Source organism: Rhodopirellula sp. P2 (genome assembly GCF_028768465.1).
Lineage (GTDB): Bacteria > Planctomycetota > Planctomycetia > Pirellulales > Pirellulaceae > Rhodopirellula.
Map to the genome: position 1 here is coordinate 2,219,979 of NZ_CP118225.1, position 20,527 is coordinate 2,240,505.

General features: G+C 56.8%; 21 protein-coding genes and 5 tRNA genes. 2 read left to right on the forward strand and 24 right to left on the reverse strand.

What is annotated here, in order from left to right; genetic code table 11:
* Positions 1-16: 16 nt before the first annotated feature.
* From nusG to PSR62_RS07880, 14 genes are all read right to left on the reverse strand, one after another.
* Positions 17-694: a transcription termination/antitermination protein NusG gene (gene nusG, locus PSR62_RS07815; protein ID WP_047812373.1), complete on the reverse strand. Its 678-nt coding sequence runs from the start codon at positions 692-694 to the stop codon at positions 17-19.
* Positions 691-1,149: a preprotein translocase subunit SecE gene (gene secE, locus PSR62_RS07820; RefSeq protein WP_274407231.1), complete on the reverse strand. Its 459-nt coding sequence runs from the start codon at positions 1,147-1,149 to the stop codon at positions 691-693. The genes nusG and secE overlap by 4 nt, the downstream gene beginning before the upstream one ends.
* 121 nt (positions 1,150-1,270) lie before the next feature.
* Positions 1,271-1,343: transfer RNA gene (locus PSR62_RS07825), tRNA-Trp, on the reverse strand.
* Positions 1,344-1,413: 70 nt separating this feature from the next.
* Positions 1,414-2,610, reverse strand: a complete 1,197-nt coding sequence (gene tuf, locus PSR62_RS07830; protein WP_047812375.1) for an elongation factor Tu — start codon at positions 2,608-2,610, stop codon at positions 1,414-1,416.
* A gap of 217 nt (positions 2,611-2,827) precedes the next feature.
* Positions 2,828-2,899: transfer RNA gene (locus tag PSR62_RS07835), tRNA-Thr, on the reverse strand.
* A 2-nt stretch (positions 2,900-2,901) separates the two neighbouring features.
* Positions 2,902-2,972, reverse strand: a tRNA-Gly gene (locus tag PSR62_RS07840).
* A 106-nt stretch (positions 2,973-3,078) separates the two neighbouring features.
* Positions 3,079-3,160, reverse strand: a tRNA-Tyr gene (locus tag PSR62_RS07845).
* A 163-nt stretch (positions 3,161-3,323) separates the two neighbouring features.
* Positions 3,324-3,396 (reverse strand) — tRNA-Thr (locus PSR62_RS07850).
* Positions 3,397-3,560: 164 nt separating this feature from the next.
* A complete protein-coding gene (locus tag PSR62_RS07855) occupies positions 3,561-5,336 on the reverse strand; it encodes a DUF6798 domain-containing protein (protein ID WP_443217376.1) in 1,776 nt (591 codons plus the stop codon).
* Positions 5,321-6,418 carry a 4-hydroxythreonine-4-phosphate dehydrogenase PdxA gene (gene pdxA / locus PSR62_RS07860; RefSeq protein WP_274407233.1) on the reverse strand — a complete coding sequence of 366 codons (1,098 nt, stop codon included), beginning with the start codon at positions 6,416-6,418 and terminating at the stop codon, positions 5,321-5,323. The genes PSR62_RS07855 and pdxA overlap by 16 nt, the downstream gene beginning before the upstream one ends.
* Positions 6,415-8,529 carry a DNA mismatch repair endonuclease MutL gene (mutL, locus tag PSR62_RS07865; protein WP_274407234.1) on the reverse strand — a complete coding sequence of 705 codons (2,115 nt, stop codon included), beginning with the start codon at positions 8,527-8,529 and terminating at the stop codon, positions 6,415-6,417. The genes pdxA and mutL overlap by 4 nt, the downstream gene beginning before the upstream one ends.
* A 310-nt stretch (positions 8,530-8,839) precedes the next feature.
* The gene (locus PSR62_RS07870) at positions 8,840-9,805 is read right to left on the reverse strand and encodes a sulfatase family protein (RefSeq protein WP_274407235.1); all 966 of its coding nucleotides are present in this window, start codon (positions 9,803-9,805) and stop codon (positions 8,840-8,842) included.
* Between the two features lie 25 nt (positions 9,806-9,830).
* On the reverse strand, positions 9,831-11,309 hold the full coding sequence (locus tag PSR62_RS07875; protein ID WP_274407236.1) for a sulfatase family protein: 1,479 nt from the start codon (positions 11,307-11,309) through the stop codon (positions 9,831-9,833).
* Positions 11,309-13,021 carry a neutral/alkaline non-lysosomal ceramidase N-terminal domain-containing protein gene (locus PSR62_RS07880; protein WP_274407237.1) on the reverse strand — a complete coding sequence of 571 codons (1,713 nt, stop codon included), beginning with the start codon at positions 13,019-13,021 and terminating at the stop codon, positions 11,309-11,311. The genes PSR62_RS07875 and PSR62_RS07880 overlap by 1 nt, the downstream gene beginning before the upstream one ends.
* A 12-nt stretch (positions 13,022-13,033) precedes the next feature.
* On the opposite strand from PSR62_RS07880, the gene PSR62_RS07885 reads away from it, so the two are divergent.
* Together PSR62_RS07885 and PSR62_RS07890 are read left to right on the forward strand one after the other, a co-directional pair.
* Entirely contained in the window at positions 13,034-13,426 is a 393-nt protein-coding gene (locus PSR62_RS07885) for a hypothetical protein (protein WP_274407238.1), read from the forward strand.
* Between the two features lie 116 nt (positions 13,427-13,542).
* Positions 13,543-14,124, forward strand: a complete 582-nt coding sequence (locus PSR62_RS07890) for a thioredoxin family protein (RefSeq protein ID WP_274407239.1) — start codon at positions 13,543-13,545, stop codon at positions 14,122-14,124.
* Between the two features lie 43 nt (positions 14,125-14,167).
* Here PSR62_RS07890 and PSR62_RS07895 read toward each other — a convergent pair whose 3' ends face one another.
* From PSR62_RS07895 to rplX, 10 genes are all read right to left on the reverse strand, one after another.
* Positions 14,168-14,755 carry an adenylate kinase family protein gene (locus PSR62_RS07895; RefSeq protein ID WP_274407240.1) on the reverse strand — a complete coding sequence of 196 codons (588 nt, stop codon included), beginning with the start codon at positions 14,753-14,755 and terminating at the stop codon, positions 14,168-14,170.
* A gap of 13 nt (positions 14,756-14,768) precedes the next feature.
* The gene (secY, locus tag PSR62_RS07900; protein WP_274407241.1) at positions 14,769-16,163 is read right to left on the reverse strand and encodes a preprotein translocase subunit SecY; all 1,395 of its coding nucleotides are present in this window, start codon (positions 16,161-16,163) and stop codon (positions 14,769-14,771) included.
* A gap of 276 nt (positions 16,164-16,439) precedes the next feature.
* Positions 16,440-16,934 carry a 50S ribosomal protein L15 gene (rplO, locus tag PSR62_RS07905; protein WP_047812382.1) on the reverse strand — a complete coding sequence of 165 codons (495 nt, stop codon included), beginning with the start codon at positions 16,932-16,934 and terminating at the stop codon, positions 16,440-16,442.
* 163 nt (positions 16,935-17,097) lie between these two features.
* Positions 17,098-17,631, reverse strand: coding sequence for a 30S ribosomal protein S5 (rpsE, locus tag PSR62_RS07910; protein ID WP_274407242.1), 534 nt, complete (start codon positions 17,629-17,631; stop codon positions 17,098-17,100).
* Positions 17,632-17,678: 47 nt separating this feature from the next.
* Positions 17,679-18,047 (reverse strand): 50S ribosomal protein L18, encoded by a 369-nt coding sequence (gene rplR / locus PSR62_RS07915; protein WP_274407243.1) that lies wholly within the window; start codon positions 18,045-18,047, stop codon positions 17,679-17,681.
* An 83-nt stretch (positions 18,048-18,130) separates the two neighbouring features.
* Positions 18,131-18,676 carry a 50S ribosomal protein L6 gene (rplF, locus tag PSR62_RS07920; RefSeq protein WP_274407244.1) on the reverse strand — a complete coding sequence of 182 codons (546 nt, stop codon included), beginning with the start codon at positions 18,674-18,676 and terminating at the stop codon, positions 18,131-18,133.
* Between the two features lie 65 nt (positions 18,677-18,741).
* Positions 18,742-19,143 carry a 30S ribosomal protein S8 gene (rpsH, locus tag PSR62_RS07925; RefSeq protein WP_274407245.1) on the reverse strand — a complete coding sequence of 134 codons (402 nt, stop codon included), beginning with the start codon at positions 19,141-19,143 and terminating at the stop codon, positions 18,742-18,744.
* Positions 19,144-19,172: 29 nt separating this feature from the next.
* A complete protein-coding gene (locus PSR62_RS07930) occupies positions 19,173-19,358 on the reverse strand; it encodes a type Z 30S ribosomal protein S14 (protein ID WP_053061012.1) in 186 nt (61 codons plus the stop codon).
* Between the two features lie 98 nt (positions 19,359-19,456).
* Complete coding sequence (gene rplE / locus PSR62_RS07935) at positions 19,457-20,038, reverse strand: 50S ribosomal protein L5 (protein WP_443217377.1); 582 nt, start codon at positions 20,036-20,038, stop codon at positions 19,457-19,459.
* A gap of 67 nt (positions 20,039-20,105) precedes the next feature.
* Positions 20,106-20,453: a 50S ribosomal protein L24 gene (gene rplX / locus PSR62_RS07940; RefSeq protein ID WP_047812388.1), complete on the reverse strand. Its 348-nt coding sequence runs from the start codon at positions 20,451-20,453 to the stop codon at positions 20,106-20,108.
* Between the last annotated feature and the right edge of the window lie 74 nt (positions 20,454-20,527).

Consider the following 20,527-nt stretch of genomic DNA (forward strand, 5'->3'; position numbering starts at 1 on the left):
AGCAGCGAGAGGCTTTTTACAAAGGCTCGACTTGCCAGTGATCCAATTCCATCGGGACGCTGCGTCCAAAGATGTTGATGATCACTGTCACGCGGCCGTTGGCTTCGTCGACCACGTCGACTTCGCCTTCTTGGTTCTCGAAGTTGCCTTCTTTGACGCGAACACGGTCGCCAACCTTGAACGGAATTGCCGTTTTGATCGGTGTTTCGTCTTCGTCGCTGACTTCGGGGCGGTTGACGAACCGTTCGACGTCTTCGGGTTCCATGGGCTGGGGCTTGCCAGCCGAGCCGGTGAAATCGCTGATCCCGCCGACTTCACGAACCAGGAACCAGGTGTCGTCGTTGATCGACATGTACACCATGATGTAACCGGGCAACAGCTTGCGTTTGCTGACGCGGCGTTTGCCGTCACGGGTGAACGTGGCAACGTCTTCGGATGGCACCACGATGTCGCCAAAGTACTCACCCATGTCTTCCATGCGAACCTTCTTGCGAAGAGCTTCGGCGATGGAATCTTCGCGGTTGAAGGCGACTTTCAGGATGTACCAATCCATCGGGGACTCTTCGTCCACTTCTGGTTTGGGGGGCGCGTTGGGGTCAACGGGAGCCGGAGGTGGGGGCGCGGGAGCTTCCGAAGCGGCAGGAGCGACTTCGGTTTCTGGCGAGTCGACGTCTTTCACGTCATCATCACTCACGATGTTACCCCGATGAAGTTAAAGATGGCTTGCCAGAGAACATCGAACAAAAACAATGTGATGGCAAGGAAGAAAATGGTGAAAATCACGACCACGGAAGCACGGATCAGCTCATCCTTGCTGGGCCAAGTGACCTTGTTCATTTCCGCTTCGACAGCGATCAGGAAGTCGGCGAACCGTGGCCAGTTGACGACCCGGAACCCAAACCACAGGCCCGCGGCCAGCAAAGCGGCGGGAATCGCACGTGCAGCCAGGGAGGAATCTCCCATGGCAGTGGGGAGGAACGAATACAAACGCCAGCAACCCAACGTCACGATCACCCAAACGGCGAGAGCCGTCAGTTGGCGAACGATCCGGCCTTGGTTGGCTTTGTACACACCAGCATGAAACAATTCGCTGCTCAGCGAACTGCCTCCGGCGCCGGCCGTGCCGGATTGGGTTAGATCTTTGGACACCCGTGGACTCCTTCGTGAATTGATTCTGGTGTTGAGCCAAATTGGCCATGGGCCAGTTTGCTCAAACCTTGTCCACGATCACATCCTGTTGATCGTCGGGGCAAACCAGAATTCTGGACAGCAGGGGCGGCGAGAGTCGAACTCACAACCGCTGGTTTTGGAAACCAGTGCTCTGCCAATTGAGCTACGCCCCTGAAACAGCGATAAGCTACTAGCTATCAGCTACCAGCTTATCGCTTACAGACAACTTTCTGCAAACGCAGATTATTCGAGGATCTTCGTCACAACGCCTGAACCAACGGTACGGCCGCCTTCGCGAATGGCGAAGCGAACTCCGTCATCCATTGCGATTGGTTTGTGCAGTTCGACTTCAACCTTGACGTTATCGCCAGGCATGCACATGTCGGCACCGACCAAGTTGGCCGTTCCGGTGACGTCAGTCGTGCGGAAGTAGAACTGAGGACGATAACCGCTGAAGAATGGCGTGTGACGGCCACCTTCATCTTTGCTCAAGCAGTAAACTTCTGCTTCGAACTTGGTGTGAGGCGTGATGCTGCCTGGTTTGGCGAGCACTTGACCACGTTGGATGTCTTCGCGTTTGACACCACGAAGCAAGCAACCGACGTTGTCACCCGAGCGGCCTTCGGTCATTTCCTTGCGGAACATTTCGACGCCGGTGCAGGTGGTCTTGGTCGAGTCGGGACCCAAACCAATGATTTCGACTTCTTCGCCGACTTTCACGACGCCGCGTTCGATTCGTCCGGTTGCAACCGTACCACGACCTTCAATCGAGAAGACATCTTCGATCGCCATCAGGAATGGCTTGTCGTCTTCACGGGTAGGTTCTGGAATGTTTGCATCCAGTGCATCCATCAATTCGCTGATGCACTTGCTGGCTTCTGGGTCAGCAGGATTGTTGTAAGCGGGCAGCGAGCTACCGCGAACGACAGGAACGTCGTCGCCTGGGTAGTCGTACTTGCTCAGCAATTCGCGAACTTCGAGTTCGACGAGTTCGAGCAATTCTTCGTCATCGACCAAGTCGCACTTGTTCAAGTACACGACGATGTAAGGAACGCCAACCTGGCGACCGAGCAACACGTGTTCTTTGGTTTGTGGCATCGGGCCGTCAGCTGCCGACACGACCAAGATCGCACCGTCCATCTGGGCGGCACCGGTGATCATGTTCTTCACAAAGTCAGCGTGGCCGGGGCAGTCGATGTGAGCGTAGTGACGATTTTCAGTCTCGTACTCAACGTGGGCAACTGCAATCGTGACGGTCTTCGTGGCGTCACGAACCGTACCACCCTTGGCGATGTCAGAGTAACCCTTCGCTTGTGCCAAGCCCTTCGCTGCTTGAACAGCGAGGATCGCACCCGTGGTCGTCGTTTTACCATGGTCAATGTGACCGATCGTACCTACGTTGACGTGGGGCTTGGTACGTTCAAATTTGTCCTTAGCCATTCTGGTTCACCTGCATTCGCGATCCGCACCACTGTTCTCGGGGAGATACGCTCCTCGAAAACCCTTGCTGCCGTCGACCGCGTTCACACCCACGGTTACTCGCCGGCAATTCGGCCGTGTTGATCGCATTCGATCTACTTGAAAATCGAAACGAAACAAAAACGATGTTGCACTCAAAATCAGCTCCCAAAGGGGAGCCCAACTTTGAGCGACTTGAAGCTGCTGATGGGATTTGAACCCATGACCTCATCCTTACCAAGGAGGCGCTCTACCCCTGAGCTACAGCAGCGAAGCGGGTGAAGGGAATCGAACCCTCGTATTCAGCTTGGAAGGCTGCTGCTCTACCATTGAGCTACACCCGCGTCTTCAGCCACTCGCAATGAGCCACTGGCGGCTAGCTTTCCGGATGTTCCCGCAGGCGGGCAGGAAAACTAGCAGCCAGTAGCTCGTAGCTAACAGCTTCTTCCATGGGGGCTACAGGATTCGAACCTGTGTAGGCATAGCCAGCGGATTTACAGTCCGCCCCCTTTAACCACTCGGGCAAACCCCCAAATCTTGTTTTCGAATCAAAATTGTGGCTTTTGATTCGAAAGATTTCTTGTTGCGATGCGTTCGCACCGTGTTCTGTGTTGTTCCCTGAACTTGAACGGCAAACTGTTTCGGTTGTCTGTTGTTCGGTTCAATCGCCGTCGGCGCTGAATCGATTTTGCAAGAGCCAACGGAGGGATTCGAACCCACGACCGGCTGATTACAAATCAGCTGCTCTGCCAACTGAGCTACGTTGGCCAGCTCAAGTTCACCCCATGCGACAACCGATCGACCGGCCTTGCGATGGGGAAGGCAGAGTGTACCGATCCGCGAACGGGCGACAAGATGGAATTGGGCCAAAATTGGCCTCCCCACAAAATTCTTGGCCGAATTTCGTCGCAAAAAGCCAAAAGGACGGCTGGTCAAGGGAGTTCGTACACGGCGTAAGTCGAATTCCGCTGATTTGCCGCTGGATAAATCTGTACCAAAGGCAGTTCCGCTCCCACGACGCGGCGGTCCACCACAATCCAATCGCATCCGTATTGAGCCCGCATGGCCCGCAGTTCGTCGTACCGAATGGTGACTCGCATGGTCGAAAGTCGATTTGGGTAGACCTCCAGGAAACGCTTGGCCCATTCTCGCAGTGCCACCGCATCCTGGGGAGTGTCTTTCCAGTTCACCACTTCGGCCCGATGCGCGTACCACTTGAACGTTTGTTGGTGCCGCGGTGTCAATAAAATCGCGTCTTCCGGCGTGCTGGCCCGCACGAATTGGCAAACCGCGATCCAGTCTTCCATCGTTTGACGCTGCTCGGCGTACCCCGCGTCCGCGTTCAGCCCCAGCAAGCGATTGCTGACCGAAACCGGAACTCCGGTCTGAATGCGTTCCCAGCAGGCCTGGGCGAACATCCCGATCACGACCACGGCTCCCAGCCGGCCAAGCCAAACGGTCGGCCGCCCGGTCTCTCCTGAGCTGGCGGATCTTCCCCAGGAAAAAAATTGCTTCGACAAGCAGAAATGGACCACCAGGAATGCCAATGTGAGCGGCGTGCTCGCGTCGGCCAACCGAAACCAGTAGAACCGAAGCCACTTGGCGGCTTGATCGGGGTACACCGCCGGAAGCGTTCCAATCAGCAGCCCAATCAGGCTGATTCCCATCGCTCCGACGGCAAAGCAGCCCAAAATGCGGAAACCAATGGCTCGCTGGATATCGGTGCTGCGGGAGCTGCTTGAGGGCAAATCTCGGTTGGAAGCATCGTGGGTTGCCTGCTCGGGCCTTTGCCGCCAGGCGGTGAACAGGCCCGCCAAACAAGCCACGGTCAGCAATGCGTGACGGAGGTACCAATCCAAATGGAACGCCGCGGGCATCAGGTGGTGCGAGATCCGGAAGTAAGCGTAGATCCTCGCCGCAGAAATTTGCTCGGCTTCGGTGGCTCCCCAGGACATTGCCGCGGCGGGAACCAACCCAAATAGTGACAACGCTCCTCCGAGGAACAGGCCTCGGCTGAAAAAGAGGGGACTCGGGGAGGGGTCAGTGCTCGCTGTTTGGTCAGCCAAGGCAGAAACCCGCCAGCGTTTTGGTCCACGTTCGGTGATCCAGAATGCAAAGGCGGCTGCAACGACTGACCAGCCTCCGGTCAGCACATGAAATCCTGCGGCGGCGCCCATCCAAACCCAGCCCCGTGACCACCGACGCTGGACGATGTCTGCCAAGCCGAACAAGACCAATCCATAGGCGGGGACCTTCGCTTCGATCCCACCCACGACCCATTCACCGGCCAAGTTGCCATGCTGGATCCCCAAAATCCAAAGGATCAAGACCCACACGCTGCTCATCGGTGGCATCTGCATTGCGCGGGTCAGGCGAAGCAGACCGGCGGCCAAGATCGACCAGCCGACGATTCGCCCGATCCAGGCGGTCGCGTTGAGTGAGACGAATTGAGTCGGCCACCCAAACAGCCAGTAGTAGGTCGTGTGGGCTTTGCCCGAGGACGCGAACAGATCGTTGACGCACCAATCTGGTTGCCAGAAGTTTTTGGCCTTCACCAAGTAGTGAGCTTCATTGACTCCGGGAGCAGCGTCGCCGGCGTACAAAAAACACACGCCCATCAACGCCAGCCAACTCCATCCCCATGCTGATCGTGAGAGGCGATCGGGCCTTTCCAGCCTTGGCTTTGGCGTCGTCACGGAATCGCCCAACGGATCGCGGCCAACATGCTATTGACGCTGGCCTTGCCTTGCCAGGCTAAATCCATGGCCGTCCCGTGGTCGACGCTGGTGCGAATGATGGGCAGTCCCAGCGTGACGTTGACGGCATCGTCAAATGACAATGCTTTCAGCGGGATCAACCCTTGGTCGTGATACATGCAAACGTAGATGTCGATTCGCTCTCGCATCGCGGGCGTGAACGCGGTGTCGGGTGACAATGGCCCTTCGATCGTCCATCCAGCCTGCCGCGCCGTTTCAATCGCAGGCAGGATGATCTGCTCTTCTTCTTGGTGGCTGAACAGCCCGTTTTCACCGGCATGCGGGTTCAGTCCACAAACGGCGATGCGAGGTGGTAGCAAACTGCCGCGTCTTTGGTTGCGACGCTGGACTGTTTCGCCGGCGAGGTGAATCGTGCGAACCAGCGATTCGGTGTTCAGTTGCGAGGCCACATCGGCCAGCGGAATGTGAATGGTTTCTAAGACGCAGGCGATCGTGTCGCTGGCCAGCATCATGCGGACATCCGCGGGTTTGCCCTGCACTGCCCTGCCCGCTCGATCGGCCAGCAGTTCCGTGTGCCCCGGGAAATCGATCCCCGCCTGATGCCAGGCTTCCTTTTGGATGGGGCCCGTCACGATGGCATCGACGTGGCCCGAGACCGCCGCGTCGATGGCGTCGGTGACAGATCGATAGGAGGCTCGTCCGGTCGCGGCGCTGAATTTCCCGGGGGTGAAGCCCGCGAGTTCTTCCGCGGTGAGCTTCCCACAATCGACAATCCTTCCCTGCGGTGCGTCACTGGGTGCCGCGAGCGTTGGTGCGGCCAGGAAATCAGCCAGCGAAATCACGTCCGGGCAATCGCAGCCGAGTTGATCCGCAGCACGCTGGTAGATCGCTGCGTCACCAAACAGCAGTGGGATACCGGACGATTGGACCTCCGGTGAATCCCAGACTCGAAGGGCGACTTCTGGGCCGATGCCAGCGGCGTCTCCGATCGTGATCGCGAGCTGAGGCGTTGAACGATTCGCTTGGGGAGGTGGGGTGGAATGCATGGTGTTGGGGGTGGGGGCGTCCGTCATGGCGACACCGAGGCTCGACCTCGCGGTCCCAGACGACCGAACATCCGGTCCAGTTCATCCCGGCTGAAGAACAACGCTGTCGGCCGACCATGTGGGCAGTGGTGTGTCTCTTGGTACAGATCCTTTTGTTCCAGCAGGCTGGTGATCTCTTCGGGGGAGAGGGGATCGCCCGCTTTCACGGCGGCTTTGCAAGCGACGGTGCTGAGCAAATGATTCAGCAGATCCTTGGGGTTGGGATCGCGGCCAGCACCCATCACGGATTCCAGCACTGTTCGCAGCATTTCAGCGGGCGGTTTGTTCGGCAGCATCGCCGGGTAGGACTGGATCAAAATCGTTTCGCCGCCGAAGTCTTCGATTTCCAAACCGATGCGGCGGAGCGTGTCTTTGGCCTCCAGAGCGGCGGCGCGTTCGGCAGGTGTCAGCGACACGGGTTCCGGAACCAGTAACTGCTGGGCTTCCAACGAAGCGTTCTCCTGCAGCACTTTTTGGCAGACACGTTCGTACAGCACTCGTTCGTGCAACGCGTGTTGGTCGATCACGACCATGCCTTTCTCGTCTTGCGTGACGAGATAACGCTGGTGCACTTGGAACCCGAGGTGGCTCACGCTGGGAGTCGGCACGCCGGATGTCTGGGACGCGTTTGCGTGGGAACTGTTTTCGAGGGAACCGACTTGGCCGGAATCATTTGTGGAGGCGTCCCCATCCCAGGGTGTCATCTCGATGCCTTCGGCCGCGGTCGATGGCCGCTGAGAATCGACGCCACCGCCCGGTGACCACGTGTTCGGGGAAGCGAGCGGCGGGGAATGCCCGGTCGCACCCAGGGAGGATTGAGCGGCGTGGCCCAGTGAATTGGATTCGCCAAAGGGGCGGAAGTTGGGCGTGCCGCTCGCGCCGCCCAGCAGTTGAGTGTTTGAGTTGGCGGAAGGTCCGGCAGGAGGCCCGCCGGTTCGAGCCCATTCGATCACGGACTGACGCTGCTGGTCGACTTCGTTGGGGCGCATGCCCATGACCGATTCAGGAACCGTCTGGCGCTGTTCCTCTTCGCTCATTGGGGCGGGGACAGGATTGGAGCCCACGCGATGGGTCATGTCGGTGGAAAGAAATCGCTGACGAAGCGTTTGCAACAACCGACTGTACACACGTCCGCTGTCGGTGAAGCGAACTTCTAATTTCGCGGGGTGCACGTTGACATCAATCATGTCCGCTGGCATCCGCATTCGCAGGAAGCAAACCGGATGACGACCGACCATCAGCATGCCGCGGTAAGCTTCTCCCAACGCATGTTGCAGGGCTCGGTCGCGGATATGCCGTCCGTTGAGGAACAGGTACTGCATGCGGTTGTTGCCGCGGCTGACCGATGGGTCGCAGGCGTAACCGGATATTTGAACGGTTTCGTCTTGGTTTTCGATCGGGATCAACGCTTCTGAGATTTCGGTCCCGAAGAACGATTCGATCCGGTCCGCCCAACGCGTCGTCGGCAACAGGTCAAACATCTCTTTGTCGCCGTTGCGCAGGACAAAGTGAACCTTTGGGTTGGCAAGCGCCAGACGTGTGAAGGCTTCGACGATGTGGCCGCGTTCGGTTTGCGGGGTCTTCAGGAATTTTCGACGAACCGGGGTGTTGAAAAACAGGTTCCGGACTTCGATCACGGTCCCGACAGGGCAGCCGCAGGGGCCCGGTGTTTCGATCACTCCGCCCCGAATGTCGATTTGGCAGCCGCCGTCTTGTCCTTCGGCGCGGCTGCGAATGGTCATTTGGGAGACACTGGCGATCGATGCCAGGGCTTCGCCGCGGAAACCGAGGGTGCCGACGTGGAACAGGGATTCGTCGTCGGGCAGTTTGCTGGTCGCGTGGCTGGTCACGGCCAGCGGCAATTGCTCCGCTGTCATTCCGCAACCGTCGTCGCTGATCCGGATCAGCTCCACGCCGCCCCCTTCCAGACTCAGTTCAATCCGAGTGGAGCCAGCGTCGATGCTGTTTTCGAGCAATTCTTTGACCACCGAGGCGGGCCGTTCAATCACCTCGCCAGCGGCGATTTGATTGACCAAGTGGGCCGGCAATTGGCGGATGATGCGAGGTGGCTGGGCGGTCGTGGCGGTGGGCGTGCTCATAGCCCCAACTTACCGCGCGAGGCCTGCATCGCACCAGGATCATCGTTGGGCGAAGCGGCAGATTGATTGGTTCTGGCGTGAGAGGAAACGATTCGCCGGGACGGCCGGGAAATTCTTCGCAATCGGCAAGGTTGCCCGAATCGTGGAGGTTTTGTTCGCCGTTTGTGGCATAGCAGCTCGTTGATTTCGTCAGCCGAAACGCGATAGCGTCCGGTTCGTCTCCCGAAACCGAGGGCCATCGCCCATCGGCTGATCGCTCAATCGACGAATCGGTTTCAATCATCAACCATGCCACTGGTGAGGAGAGGCTTCACTCTTTTGACGGCACCCATCCTGGTCGGCCTCGGCGGTTGTTTCTCACCGCTTGTTCCCAGGCCAGGTACTTGCCTCTCAGGCGGTCCAGCTCACCAGGGTTTTGCGGGGCCAAATCATTCTGTTCGCCAATGTCATCGGCCAGATTGAAGAGCCATTCCTGGATCGTTGTTCGGCCGTCGGTGGTGGCTTTTTCTTGACGGACATACTTCAGGTTCCCGTCACGCATGCCGCTCCAGACTTGAGGGTCGCGAGGCTTTCGCCAGTGCAGCGTGCGGGGGTGAGGCGGTTCGTCGGTCGCGGCGAGTGAAAGCACATCAATTCCCTCCATCGCGTCTTCTTGAGTGGGCATGATCCCAGCGGCGACCAGCATCGACGCGGTCAGATCGAAGGTGATCGTGACTTGGTCGCTGACCACGCCCTCGGGCAAATGTCCGGGCCAACGAGCGATCAAGGGAACACGGATTCCTCCCTCAAACGCCTGCCCTTTGAATCCTCGCAGTGGTTCGTTGCGACTCGCCGAGGTGCCGCCGTTGTCGCTGGCGAAAATCACCAGCGTGCGATCGGTCATTTCCGATTCCTCGATTGCTTGCAGTACCTTTCCGATGCCTTCGTCCATGTGACGAACCATGGCTCGGTAAACACCCGGCGGATCGGCGTTCTGTTTCCAAAGCGGTGAATCCAGCGGCAGTGGATCGACGGGAGACTCGCCGGGCGGCTGATAAGGAGTGTGCGGCGCAGTGTAAGGCAAGTACAGAAAGAATGGTTTGTCGTTGACGCTTCGGTCGCCGATATATCGCACCGCTTGATCTGTGATCGTGTCAGTGAAGTAACCTTTGCCGCTGATCGGTCGGCCGTTGTGGAACAGGTTGTAAGCAGGTACGCAGGTATCATCGGGTATGTGAGCCGTTGGCGTTAGCCACGGTTTCCACGCACAACCGGGGCGAACGCCCAAGCGGCTCACGAGATGGAACCCGAGTCGTTCGAGATCACGAACCCGGTTGGCTTGATTTGCTCGGCGGAGTTTCCAAACGTCGAGGCGAAACGTCCGTGGATCTGCCGATTGGGCGTTGGCCTTGGCCAGGCTGATCTTTATCCCCCAAATCCTGACGAGCTTGCTCCGCCAAAACGGTCAATTGAGCAATGATCTCAGGATGCGTCTCGGCAACGTTGTGCTGGCAGGCAATGTCGTCGACCACGTTGAACAGAAGCGTCGTTGGTTTTTGCGAAGCGTTGAAGTGTGGGTGTCCGGGCGATGCGTCGATGGGCAGGAACATCTTCCAGGGACCGGAACGGACGGCTTGCAGTTGATCTTGATGGTAGTAGTAAAACGCGTGATAAGGCGTCTTGGCGTTTGATTCACCAAACAGCAGTGGTGCAATGTCATGGCCGTCAAATTGCCGATCCGGCGGCAGTTCGCAGCCGGCAAGCTTCGCAAACGTGGGCAATAAATCCATCGTGGTTGCCAGTTCGTCACATTGGGTTCCAGCGGGCACTTTGCCGGGTTGCCAGACGATCGTGGGGACGCGAAAAGCACCTTCGCTGGTCGTGTACCCGCGACCGTGGAGCGGCAGGTTGGAACCTCGGCTCAAGTCATCCGGATCGCGGTTGATCGGGGCGCCGTTGTCGGAGGTCCAGATCACGAAGGTGTTTTCTGCGATGCCGAGTTCAACGAGCTGGTCCAGCATCTCACCGATCGACCAATCCAGTTCCTCGATTGCATCACCCCAGGGGCCGTTCCGGCTTTTGCCGCGAAATGCGTCACTGGAAAACGGCGTCTTGGTGCTGCCGGGCATGGCTTGTGGGAAATACAGAAAGAACGGTTCCTCCTTGTGTTCGGCAATCCACCGCATCGCCTGCTCGGTGTACCGCTTGGTCAATCCGTCTCGGTTGCAGGGGGCTTCGATGACGGTTTCGTTTTCCATCAAGGGCAACGGTGGCCAATGCGATCCGTCTTGTTTCCAAACTCTCTCGGTCATGTCGTCGGAGTAAGGCACCCCGAAGAACCAATCGAACCCCTGACGGGTTGGCAGGAATTCCGGTTGGTCCCCTAAATGCCATTTTCCGACCAAGGCCGTGGCGTAGTCCTGTTGCTGGAGAACTTCCGCGATCGTGATCTCATCCGGATGCAAACCATAGGGAGAGACAGGTCGCAGAACCGCACCGTCTCGATCGTTCAAGTGCATTCCTACCCGCTGTGCATAGCAACCCGTCATGATGCTGGCACGTGAGGGGGTGCAGACTCCGGCCGTGACACAGAAATGAGTGAACGTTCGCCCTTCCCTGGCCATGCGGTTCAGGTTGGGCGTTCGATGCAACGTCGATCCGAAAGGTTCAATGTCCCCGTATCCAAGGTTGTCGCAGTAGACAAGGATGAAATTCGGTTTCGTCGCGGCATTGGCCTGGCCACTGGCAATCACCGGAGCGATTGCGAGCATCGTCATGGCCAAGTGAGCAATCAAACGCATCAGTCGTCCTCTTGCAAGTTTTGAAACATCTCAAGCAACGCGGCAACGATCTTGGTGGTTGCTTCCTTCTCGACGTAGTTGCTCCCCAGCCAAGTTTCGTATCCGCCCAAGCGATGTTGCTGTGGAGTCGGCAGGTACCCGAACGATCCATTGGCGAGCTCAATCGTGAATGTGTCTGGGAATGGGCTGCGGTCTTTCAGTTCCAGCCCCGTTTCAGTGAACGTTTCAAACGGGATCGCCGCGATTCCCAACTCGCCGATGCGAAGAGCCTGCAGCTGGATTTGAACTTCCTTGGGACCGGCTTGGATCTTAGCGATTCGATCGGCATAAATCGCTTCGCGGCGATGACCGCCTCTTGGGTTGTCGTCGTTGCCGTCCTGGGTTTGTTCAAAGTACGCGATCATCTCCGGTGTGGGCTGCCTCGCTTTGAGCGTCAGGGTCACGTGTTCGGCCGCGAGTGGAACCCAGTCATGAAACTCGATCTGCTGATGGGCTTCGAAGACGCGGTTGGCGACCTTCCCGGCAACCTCCTGCATCTTTTCGTAGGGGCCGTACTTGGGGGGCGACTTGGCAGAGAAGTTGATGTTGTTCACATCGCCACTGGTGCCGTTGGAGAGGATGCCGACGAATGGTGGCGACTGTTCGCTTGCCCCAAGTTTTTCCTCGATGAACTTGGCAAAGTAGCCAAAGTAATCCGCTGAGACTTCTCCGGATCGAACGCCGCCAACGTAGTGCAAGGAATAGTTGGCCAGCAGAGCGATTGGGCGACCGTCAGGGCTTTGCACCGAGACGAAGCTGATTTCGGGATCGGTCGGACCTGCGGGACGGTCCAGTTTGGAACTGCCGCGAGGTGGATTCATCCGGACTTGATCGATGCCGCCGAACGGATTGCTCAACAAGCTCGCGTCGGTCACGAACCAACGACGGTTGAAGACTTCGGATGGTTCATCCATTTTTCCCCAACCAATTCGGGCCGGTTCCAGATTCGCCATCGCTCGGCGGATTCCGTCTGAGATCCGATGGGCAACGAAGGCTTGGTAGTCTGTCAACTCGGTTTCGGTGGCCGTCTTCAAGCCTCCGCGAGCGGTGGTTGCCGAGTGAGTGTGGGTGGATGCCAGCAGCATGTTCGAGGCCGGCAATCCGGTCGCGTCTGACGCCTGTTGCTTGGCCAGATCGAAGACTTCCACTGGGATGCCGACGTTGTCACAGAGGACGATGGCCAATTGGACTTTGCCGTCATCCAGCACCAGGCAGCGAGCGTGAAGTTCGTCATGAACGTTGGTCGCCGGAATCGGTTTCCAGCCGCCGACAATCATCTCGCCCAGAGGCGGTGTGATGTTGCTGGTTGCTGCGCCGGCTCGGAATACCGGGCTGGCATCCTCGGCAGCAAGAACAGGTCCGCGACCCAAAAGAAAAACGATGGCAAGCAGGGGAGAAATGGCTCTCAGGGAGGCAGGCTGGAGCATGTTTTGATCCTCGGTGTTCAGGGGATGATTGGGGAGGGAAGGATCGATGAGCAAGGCAGCAATCGATGTCGTTATAATCGAGCCGACACCAGAAAGAAACAAAATCATGGCGGCGGCAAGCTTGAGTGACTTCGAAAGCTCGGTTCTGAGCGGCGAGACAAATCCAGGAACAACCAGGCGATCCAAGACGTCGTTCACGGGCATGCTGATCAAGGTCTCGGTCAGATGCAGCGAGTTTTTTCTCATGATCCACAACTCGTGATCGTTGAGCTGGGCGGTCATGACTTTTTGCAAGGAAAGAGTCGCGATCAGACCAAGGCAAATCTTCTGCAAATCATCCAGCAATGCCGTTTGCACGATGCAGAGGTGGTGTTGATGGAGATTCCACGGGGATTCATGTTCGATCCTTTCTGGGCCTTGGAAAGAGAGGTCGCTTATGAAACCGATGTCCAATTGGTTTCAGACACATGGTTGCGGGAAATCGTCCTGATGAGTCCCTACGCTCCGCCTGGTCGATGGATGCCGGGCTCTCGACTCAGCGATGACGGGATCCACAGCAACGCTCGCGGTAGCACGGCGATCGCACAACACGTCGCAAATGCGATTCGCCAGATGTACGGTGATTCCATCTTCCAACCTGGCTACCAGTGAAGGTGGGTCAGCTAAACTCATTGATAGTTGGTGTCTTCGCCTCGTCCGAGAGAGTCTCGATGAAATTTAATTGCTGCGTTCTGGTCGGTCTCCTGACGACTTGTTGCTGGATCCATTTGGCTGACCAAGCTATTGCGGGAGAGTTCAATACTGTGCTGGACATTGGCGATCCGGCGCCCGAATGGAACGAGTTGCCCAGCACAGAGGGCAAGAAGTCATCACTGACGCAATGGTCCGATTCGAAGGTCGTGGTTCTGGCGTTTACATGCAACAGTTGCCCTTACGCGATCGACGCGGAAGAACGCTTGATCGCACTGACCAAGGATTACGCTGAGAGATCGGTCTCGGTGATCGCGGTCAACGTCAACACGATCGAAGAGGACGCGATGCCGGCGATGAAGGAGAAAGCGAAGGAAAAGCAGTTCCCGTTCGCTTACCTCTACGACGAATCGCAGCAGATCGCCGGCGATTACGGCGCCAAGTACACACCGCAGTTCTTTGTGCTGGATGCCGATCGGAAGATTGCCTACATGGGCGCGATGGACGACAGTCCGGATGGTCGCAACGTGACTCAGCCCCACCTCCGCAATGCGATCGACCAGGTTCTGGCTGGCAAACCAGTGACGGTTTCTGAAACGGTTCCAGTGGGATGCCGAATTCGAATGGAACGACAACGCCGTTCACGTCGCGAACGCTAAGGAAGCGGCACTCAATTTTCGCTGGGCCGAGGTGTGGGCCAGGTCAATCCTTGGCAGCAGGATCGTTTGCGAGTGCGTCTGGTTGCAAGCGTTCCCAGATCGAAGCGTGGACCCGTGGTTCCGAAACCGATGCATCAATATCACGCACCAGTCCCTGCTGCCGATAGTGATCGAGCAGCGGTTCTGTCCGGGCCTCGTAGATCCGAAACCGCTCTCGGATGCATTCTTCGGCATCGTCTGCCCGTTTTTCTTGTTCGCCCCGTTTTCGGAGACGTTTGATCAGCACATCGGCGGACACCTGAAGGTGCAGCACATGATCGAGCTTGACTGAGTCAGCCATCAGTTGCTGGTCAAAGGCACTGGCCTGGACCTGAGTCCGCGGGAAACCGTCCAGCAGGTAACCACTTCGGCTGTCAGGTTCCGCCAATCGCTTGGCGACCATCTGCAAGACGAACTCATCGGGAGCAAAGTGCCCCCGATCGATTCGGAGATGGATCTGCTCCCCACGCTCGGGTTCCAAAGCTCTCAGCATTCCGCCCGTGCCGATGTGCGGCACGCGGAGCGCTTTGCTCAGCAGTTGGCATTGAGTGCCCTTGCCCGCACCTGGCGGACCGATGAAGACAATTCGCACAACACCACCTGGGTCAAACGACCGGTGAAGTGCCGCCGCCGGCACCTTCCAGCAGTCCGCGATAGTTTCGCATCACCAGGTGACTGTCGATCTTTTGGACCAAGTCAAACGCCACGCTGACGGCGATCAACAAACCGGTGCCGCCGTAAAAGCCAGCGATGGAGTAGGGAACGCCAAGCGATCCGTAAACGATCGTCGGAACAATCGCGATCAGACCCAAGAAGGCGGCACCGACATAGGTGATACGGACCATCACCTTTTCAAGGTAATCCGTTGTCCGACGACCAGGCCGATAACCAGGGATGAAGGTCCCCGAGTCACGCAGGTTGTCGCTCATTTCCTTCGGGTTGAACGTGATCGCCGTCCAGAAGTAGCAGAAGAAGAAGATCAGACCGACGTACAGCAGGTTGAAGAAGTACGACGTTTGATCGCTCATCGTCAAGCTGATCAGGTTGAATCCACGGAACAAGCTTCCGTCGGAGGCAAATTGACCGGCCAAGAAACCAAACAGAACGCCAGGGATCATCAGCAGCGAACTGGCGAAAATGATCGGCATCACGCCGGCTTGGTTGATTCGAAGTGGCAAGTGTTGACGGGTGCCACCGTAAACGCGACGACCGCGGGTGAACTTGGCGGATTGGGTTGGGATCTTGCGTTGACCCAGGGTGATGAACACCACACCAAAGACAACCACCACGAAGAGAACCACCAAGATGATCAGTGTTTCAATCCCGACCTGACCCTTTGCCAAACCGGTGAGTTCAGTCTTCATGCCCAGCACCAATTCGTAGAGTGCTTTTGGCATCTGAGCCAAGATCCCAGCCATGATCAACAAACTGATCCCGTTGCCGATCCCGTACTCATCGATCTGTTCACCGAGCCACATCAGGAACACGGTTCCCGTGGTCATGACCAAAACGGCAACGATCTGCCAGCCAAAGAACAGTTGCTCGTTGGCATTCATGAAGTTCGGGTTGATGCTGCTTTGGCCATTGGCACCCGCCATCAGCATGAACTTCAGGTACATGTAACTCTGAACCAGGCAGATCACCACGGTCAGGTAACGAGTGTATTCGTTGAGCTTTTTGCGGCCTGCTTCGCCTTCTTTCTTCAGCTCTTCCAGCGGTTTGTAAACGCTTCCGAGCAACTGGAAGATAATCGAAGCCGAGATGTACGGCATGATTCCGAGACCGAAGATGGTCGCTTGACGCAGATCGCTGGCCGCGAAAACACTGACCTTTTCGAAGAAGTCAGCAGCACCACCGCCGGCGCCACTGTCCAAGTTCGTCGCGATCATCGGCAACGGGATGTGGAACCCGATCCGGTAAATGGCAAGCAACCCGATCGTCAGCATGACCTTCTTGCGAAGCTCAGGGATCGAGAAAATGATTCGCAGCTTTTCAAACATCGATCCGTCCGTCGTCGATCGTGCAGGGTGAATTCGTCGCGTCTCACCAAGAGAAATGGCAAGCACGCACAGTGTGTTTCAGGCAGAGCGAAGGGAAATTCCGATCGCCAAGACAGTCAAACTAGCAACCTAAGACCAATCGCGGAAGAACGATTGCCAGGAAGCCTGGGGTCGGTTGCAAATTCTATGAAAACAGGCCCGACGAGATCGCCAAGGCCTGTTGTTGATTCAGTTGGATGGAACACCGCGATGCAAAACGATCGCTGATGGAGCCAATTACTTTTCGCTCTTCAAGGCAGCAACACGTTCGTCTGGCGTGCGTTTGGGAGCCAGCTTGTCAACCGTTCCGCCCGCAGCCGAGATCTTTTCTTCGGCCGACTTGCTGAATCGGTGAGCTTGAATGGTGAGCTTCTTGGTGATCTCGCCGTCGCCGAGAACCTTCAGTTCGTCGAAGTTGCCTTTGGCCAGGTTCTTCGCCGCGAGGGCTTCGAGTGTCACGGTTTCGCCGTCATTGAAAGCTTCGTTCAGCTTGCCAACGTTGACGGCAAAAATGGTCAATGCCCAACGGTTGTTGAAACCACGTTTGGGAACGCGGCGGAACATTGGCATCGCTCCACCCTGGAAGTTGGGCTTGCGACTGTAACCGCTGCGGCTCTTGTGTCCCTTGTGCCCACGACCCGACGTTTTGCCGGTGCCGCTACCAGGACCACGACCGATGCGTTTTCGAGAGCGGTGTTTGGTAATACCGCGATGAACGTCGTTGAGTTGCATAGTAGTGATGGAAAGGCTGGGGGCGGGATACTGAACGGAAGGCGTCAGTCATGCTGCCCGAGTGTTTGAATGAGTGTCTGTGCCAATGGCGTCCAAGATCTGTCGCTGCAATGCGAAGTGAACTGATTCAGCCGGTGTCGACGGGAGCAAACTGCCCTCGTGATTAGGCTTCGATCAGGTCGTCTGGGTTCAGACCACGCAAGGCGGCAATTTGTTCGCGAGTCCGCAACTTGCTCATCGCGTCGAGGGTGGCTTTGACCAAGGTCACTGGATTGTTGGTCCCATACGACTTTGTCAAAATGTCGTGGATCCCGCACGCTTCGCAAACCGCACGAACCGCTTGGCCAGCGATGATACCCGTACCAGCACCAGCAGGAATCAAAAGCACACGAGCGGCACCATAACGGCCCCAGATTTGGTGAGGAATGCTGCCCTCGACCAAAGGAACGTGAATCATGCTGCGGGAAGCTTGCTTTTGCGCCTTTTGAACGCTCGGCGGAACTTCGTTGGCCTTGCCGTAGCCCCAGCCAACTTGACCGCTGCCGTTGCCGACAACCACCATCGCAGCGAAGCTGAAACGACGACCACCTTTAACGACAGCCGCACAACGTTTGATCTTGACCACACGGTCCATCAGACCTGCGTCCAGACCTTGCTCTTCGTTCTTGTTGTTGCGTTTGTTTCGTGCGTTGCTCATGGCGGACTATGTTGATTCGTTGCGATGAATGTCGCGGGATGGGAAAATTAAAACTGCAAGCCAGCTTCGCGAGCGGCATCTGCGAATGCTTTGACTCGGCCGTGGTATTTGTTGTGACCACGATCCAACTTGACGGCTTTGACACCCGCCTCAGCAGCTTTCTCTGCGACCAGCTTACCAATCAATGCCGCGGCGTCACAGTTGCCACCCGCGTTGACCTGTTCACGGACCGATTTGTCACGTGTGCTCGCACTGAAAATGGTCTTGCCCGCTTGGTCATCCACGACCTGGCAAGCAAAGTGCTTCAGCGTGCGCTGAATGCACAAACGTGGCTGGTCGGCGTTGCCTCGCAACTTGTTGCGAACATGGCGCCGGCGACGCAGGCGTTTGCTTTGGAGTTTTTTATTCTTGTCCATAGTGACGACCCACGATGATCGTTGTGAACGGATGAAATGAATGGGAACAGCGGAGCAACGCCCCGCCAAATGCGACGGCAAACCTACTTGGTGGCCGACTTACCTGGTTTGATCTTGACTTGTTCGCCTTGATAGCGAATTCCCTTGCCCTTGTAAGGCTCAGGCTTCCGAAGTGAACGAATCTCGGCGGCAAATTGGCCGACGCTTTGTTTGTCGCAACCTTGAATCACAACGTGAGTCTGGTCGGGGCAGCTGACCGTCAGGTCGGCAGGGATCTTGCGATGCAATTCGTTGGCATAACCAACGCGAAGTTGCAACGTGTCACCGCTGATCGATGCCAGGTAACCGACACCGACGATTTCGAGCTTCTTTTCGTAACCCTCTTTCACGCCGACCATCATGTTCGCGACGATCGCACGGGTCAGGCCATGAAATTCTCGCGATGGACGATCGTCAACATCACGCGAAACAATGACTTGGTTCGTTTCGCTATCGACCGCAACCGTCACTTCAGGACGGTGTTTGAACGACAGTTTGCCCTTGGGACCTTCCACATCAATGTTGCGGTCAGCAATGCTGATCGTCACACCGGCGGGGATCGCGACTGGCTTGTTACCAATGCGGCTCATGGCTGATTACAAATGTACGGGGAGAATATGAATGGTTTGGCAAGTTCGAAGTCAACGAGTGTCGATCAAGACACTTCGCAGAGGACTTCGCCGCCGATCTTTTCGCGGCGTGCTTCGCGATCGCTGATCACACCTTTGCTGGTGCTGATGATTCGGATTCCCAAACCACCCAACACGGGCTTGAGTTCTTTGCTGCGGCTGTACAAGCGACGGCCGGGCTTACTGATTCGGCGGATGGTCTGAATCACGCGTTCTCCGTTGGGACCGTATTTCAGTTCCAAACGAAGAAAGCCAACTGGCTCTTCTTCCAGTTTTTCTTCTTTCCAGTCCCAGATGAATCCCTCGCGTTTGAGAACATCGGCCACACCACGCTTCACGCGGCTGGCGGGGATGTCCACGAACGGTCGTTCAACGCGTACAGCGTTGCGGATTCGGGTGAGCATGTCGGCAATGGGGTCGGTCATCATGGCTGTGGTTTCCCTTTAAATATCCAAGCTCACCAGCTGCTCTTGCGAACGCCAGGGATCAATCCCGCATTGGCATTCTCACGGAAACAAATTCGGCACAAACCGAATTTGCGGTACACCGAACGTGGACGACCGCAAAACTTGCATCGGTTCTCTTTTCGAGATGAAAATTTAGGCGTGCGAAGCGCCTTGGCGACCTTGGATTTGCTTGCCACGAAAGGACCTGCGGTGTACGAATCGGGGAGCGTCTCAAGCGAGAGACGTGCGACGAATTGAAATAAAACGATGGGGTGGTTCCGGGGGGGGAACCGGATCAGGCCGCGCCGGCCTGTTCTTTTTCTTTGGGTTGTTTGAACGGCATGCCGAACAAACGCAACAGTTCTCGGGCTTCGTCATCGGTGTTAGCCGAGGTGACAAAGCTGACATTCATCCCTTGTGGACGAATGAATTTGTCTGGGTTCAGCTCTGGGAACACGAGTTGTTCGTTGAGTCCCAGGGTGTAGTTGCCGTTTCCATCGAACGCCTTGCGGCTGATCCCGCGAAAGTCACGAACACGAGGAAGGACAATCGACACCATGCGATCGAGGAATTCGTACATGCGTTGGCGACGGATCGTCACCATGCATCCGATTGGCATTCCTTCACGCAGACGGAAGCCTGCAATGGATTTTCGAGCGATGGTGGTGACGGGCTTTTGGCCTGAGATCTGAGTCATCGAATCGATGGCCAAATCAAGGACTTTCTTGTCGCCGACTGCGGCACCAACACCCATGTTCATACTGATCTTCAGCAGACGTGGCACTTGGTGCACGTTTTTGTAGCCGTACGTTTCTGTCATCGCGGCACGAACGGAATCGTCGTATCGCTGTTGCATTCGTGGAATGTAGCTGGACATGTTAGGCACTGCGCCGCCGAGGAAGAAACGGCCAATAGGGTAAGGTGTGTGTGGTGGAAGTCGTCAATCAGCTGGATGCTTTGGAAGCTTTGGCTGGCGCGATCTGCCCGAGGCTGTCGCCGCTGGCTTTCGCGAAACGCTCTTTGCTTCCGTCGTCCAGGAAACGGACTCCGATGCGGGTCGGTTTGCCGGTCGAGGGGTCGACCAACATGACGTTGCTCGCACTCATGGGCATCTCTTTGTTCAAGCGACCACCCTGAGGGTTCTTTTGGCTTTGCCGAACGTGTTTCCACACGCGGGCAGCACCTTCGACAACGACCTTTTCTTTGTCGCGATCGACTTTCAAGATTTTGCCGCGATGACCTTTGTCAGCTCCGGCAATCACAATGACTTCATCGTCAACGCGAAATTTCATGGTAGTAACTTTGAGCGATAATTTGTTTACGAATGGTGGTGGTTTCGACCGCTGACTCAACGGAGGGTTGAGCC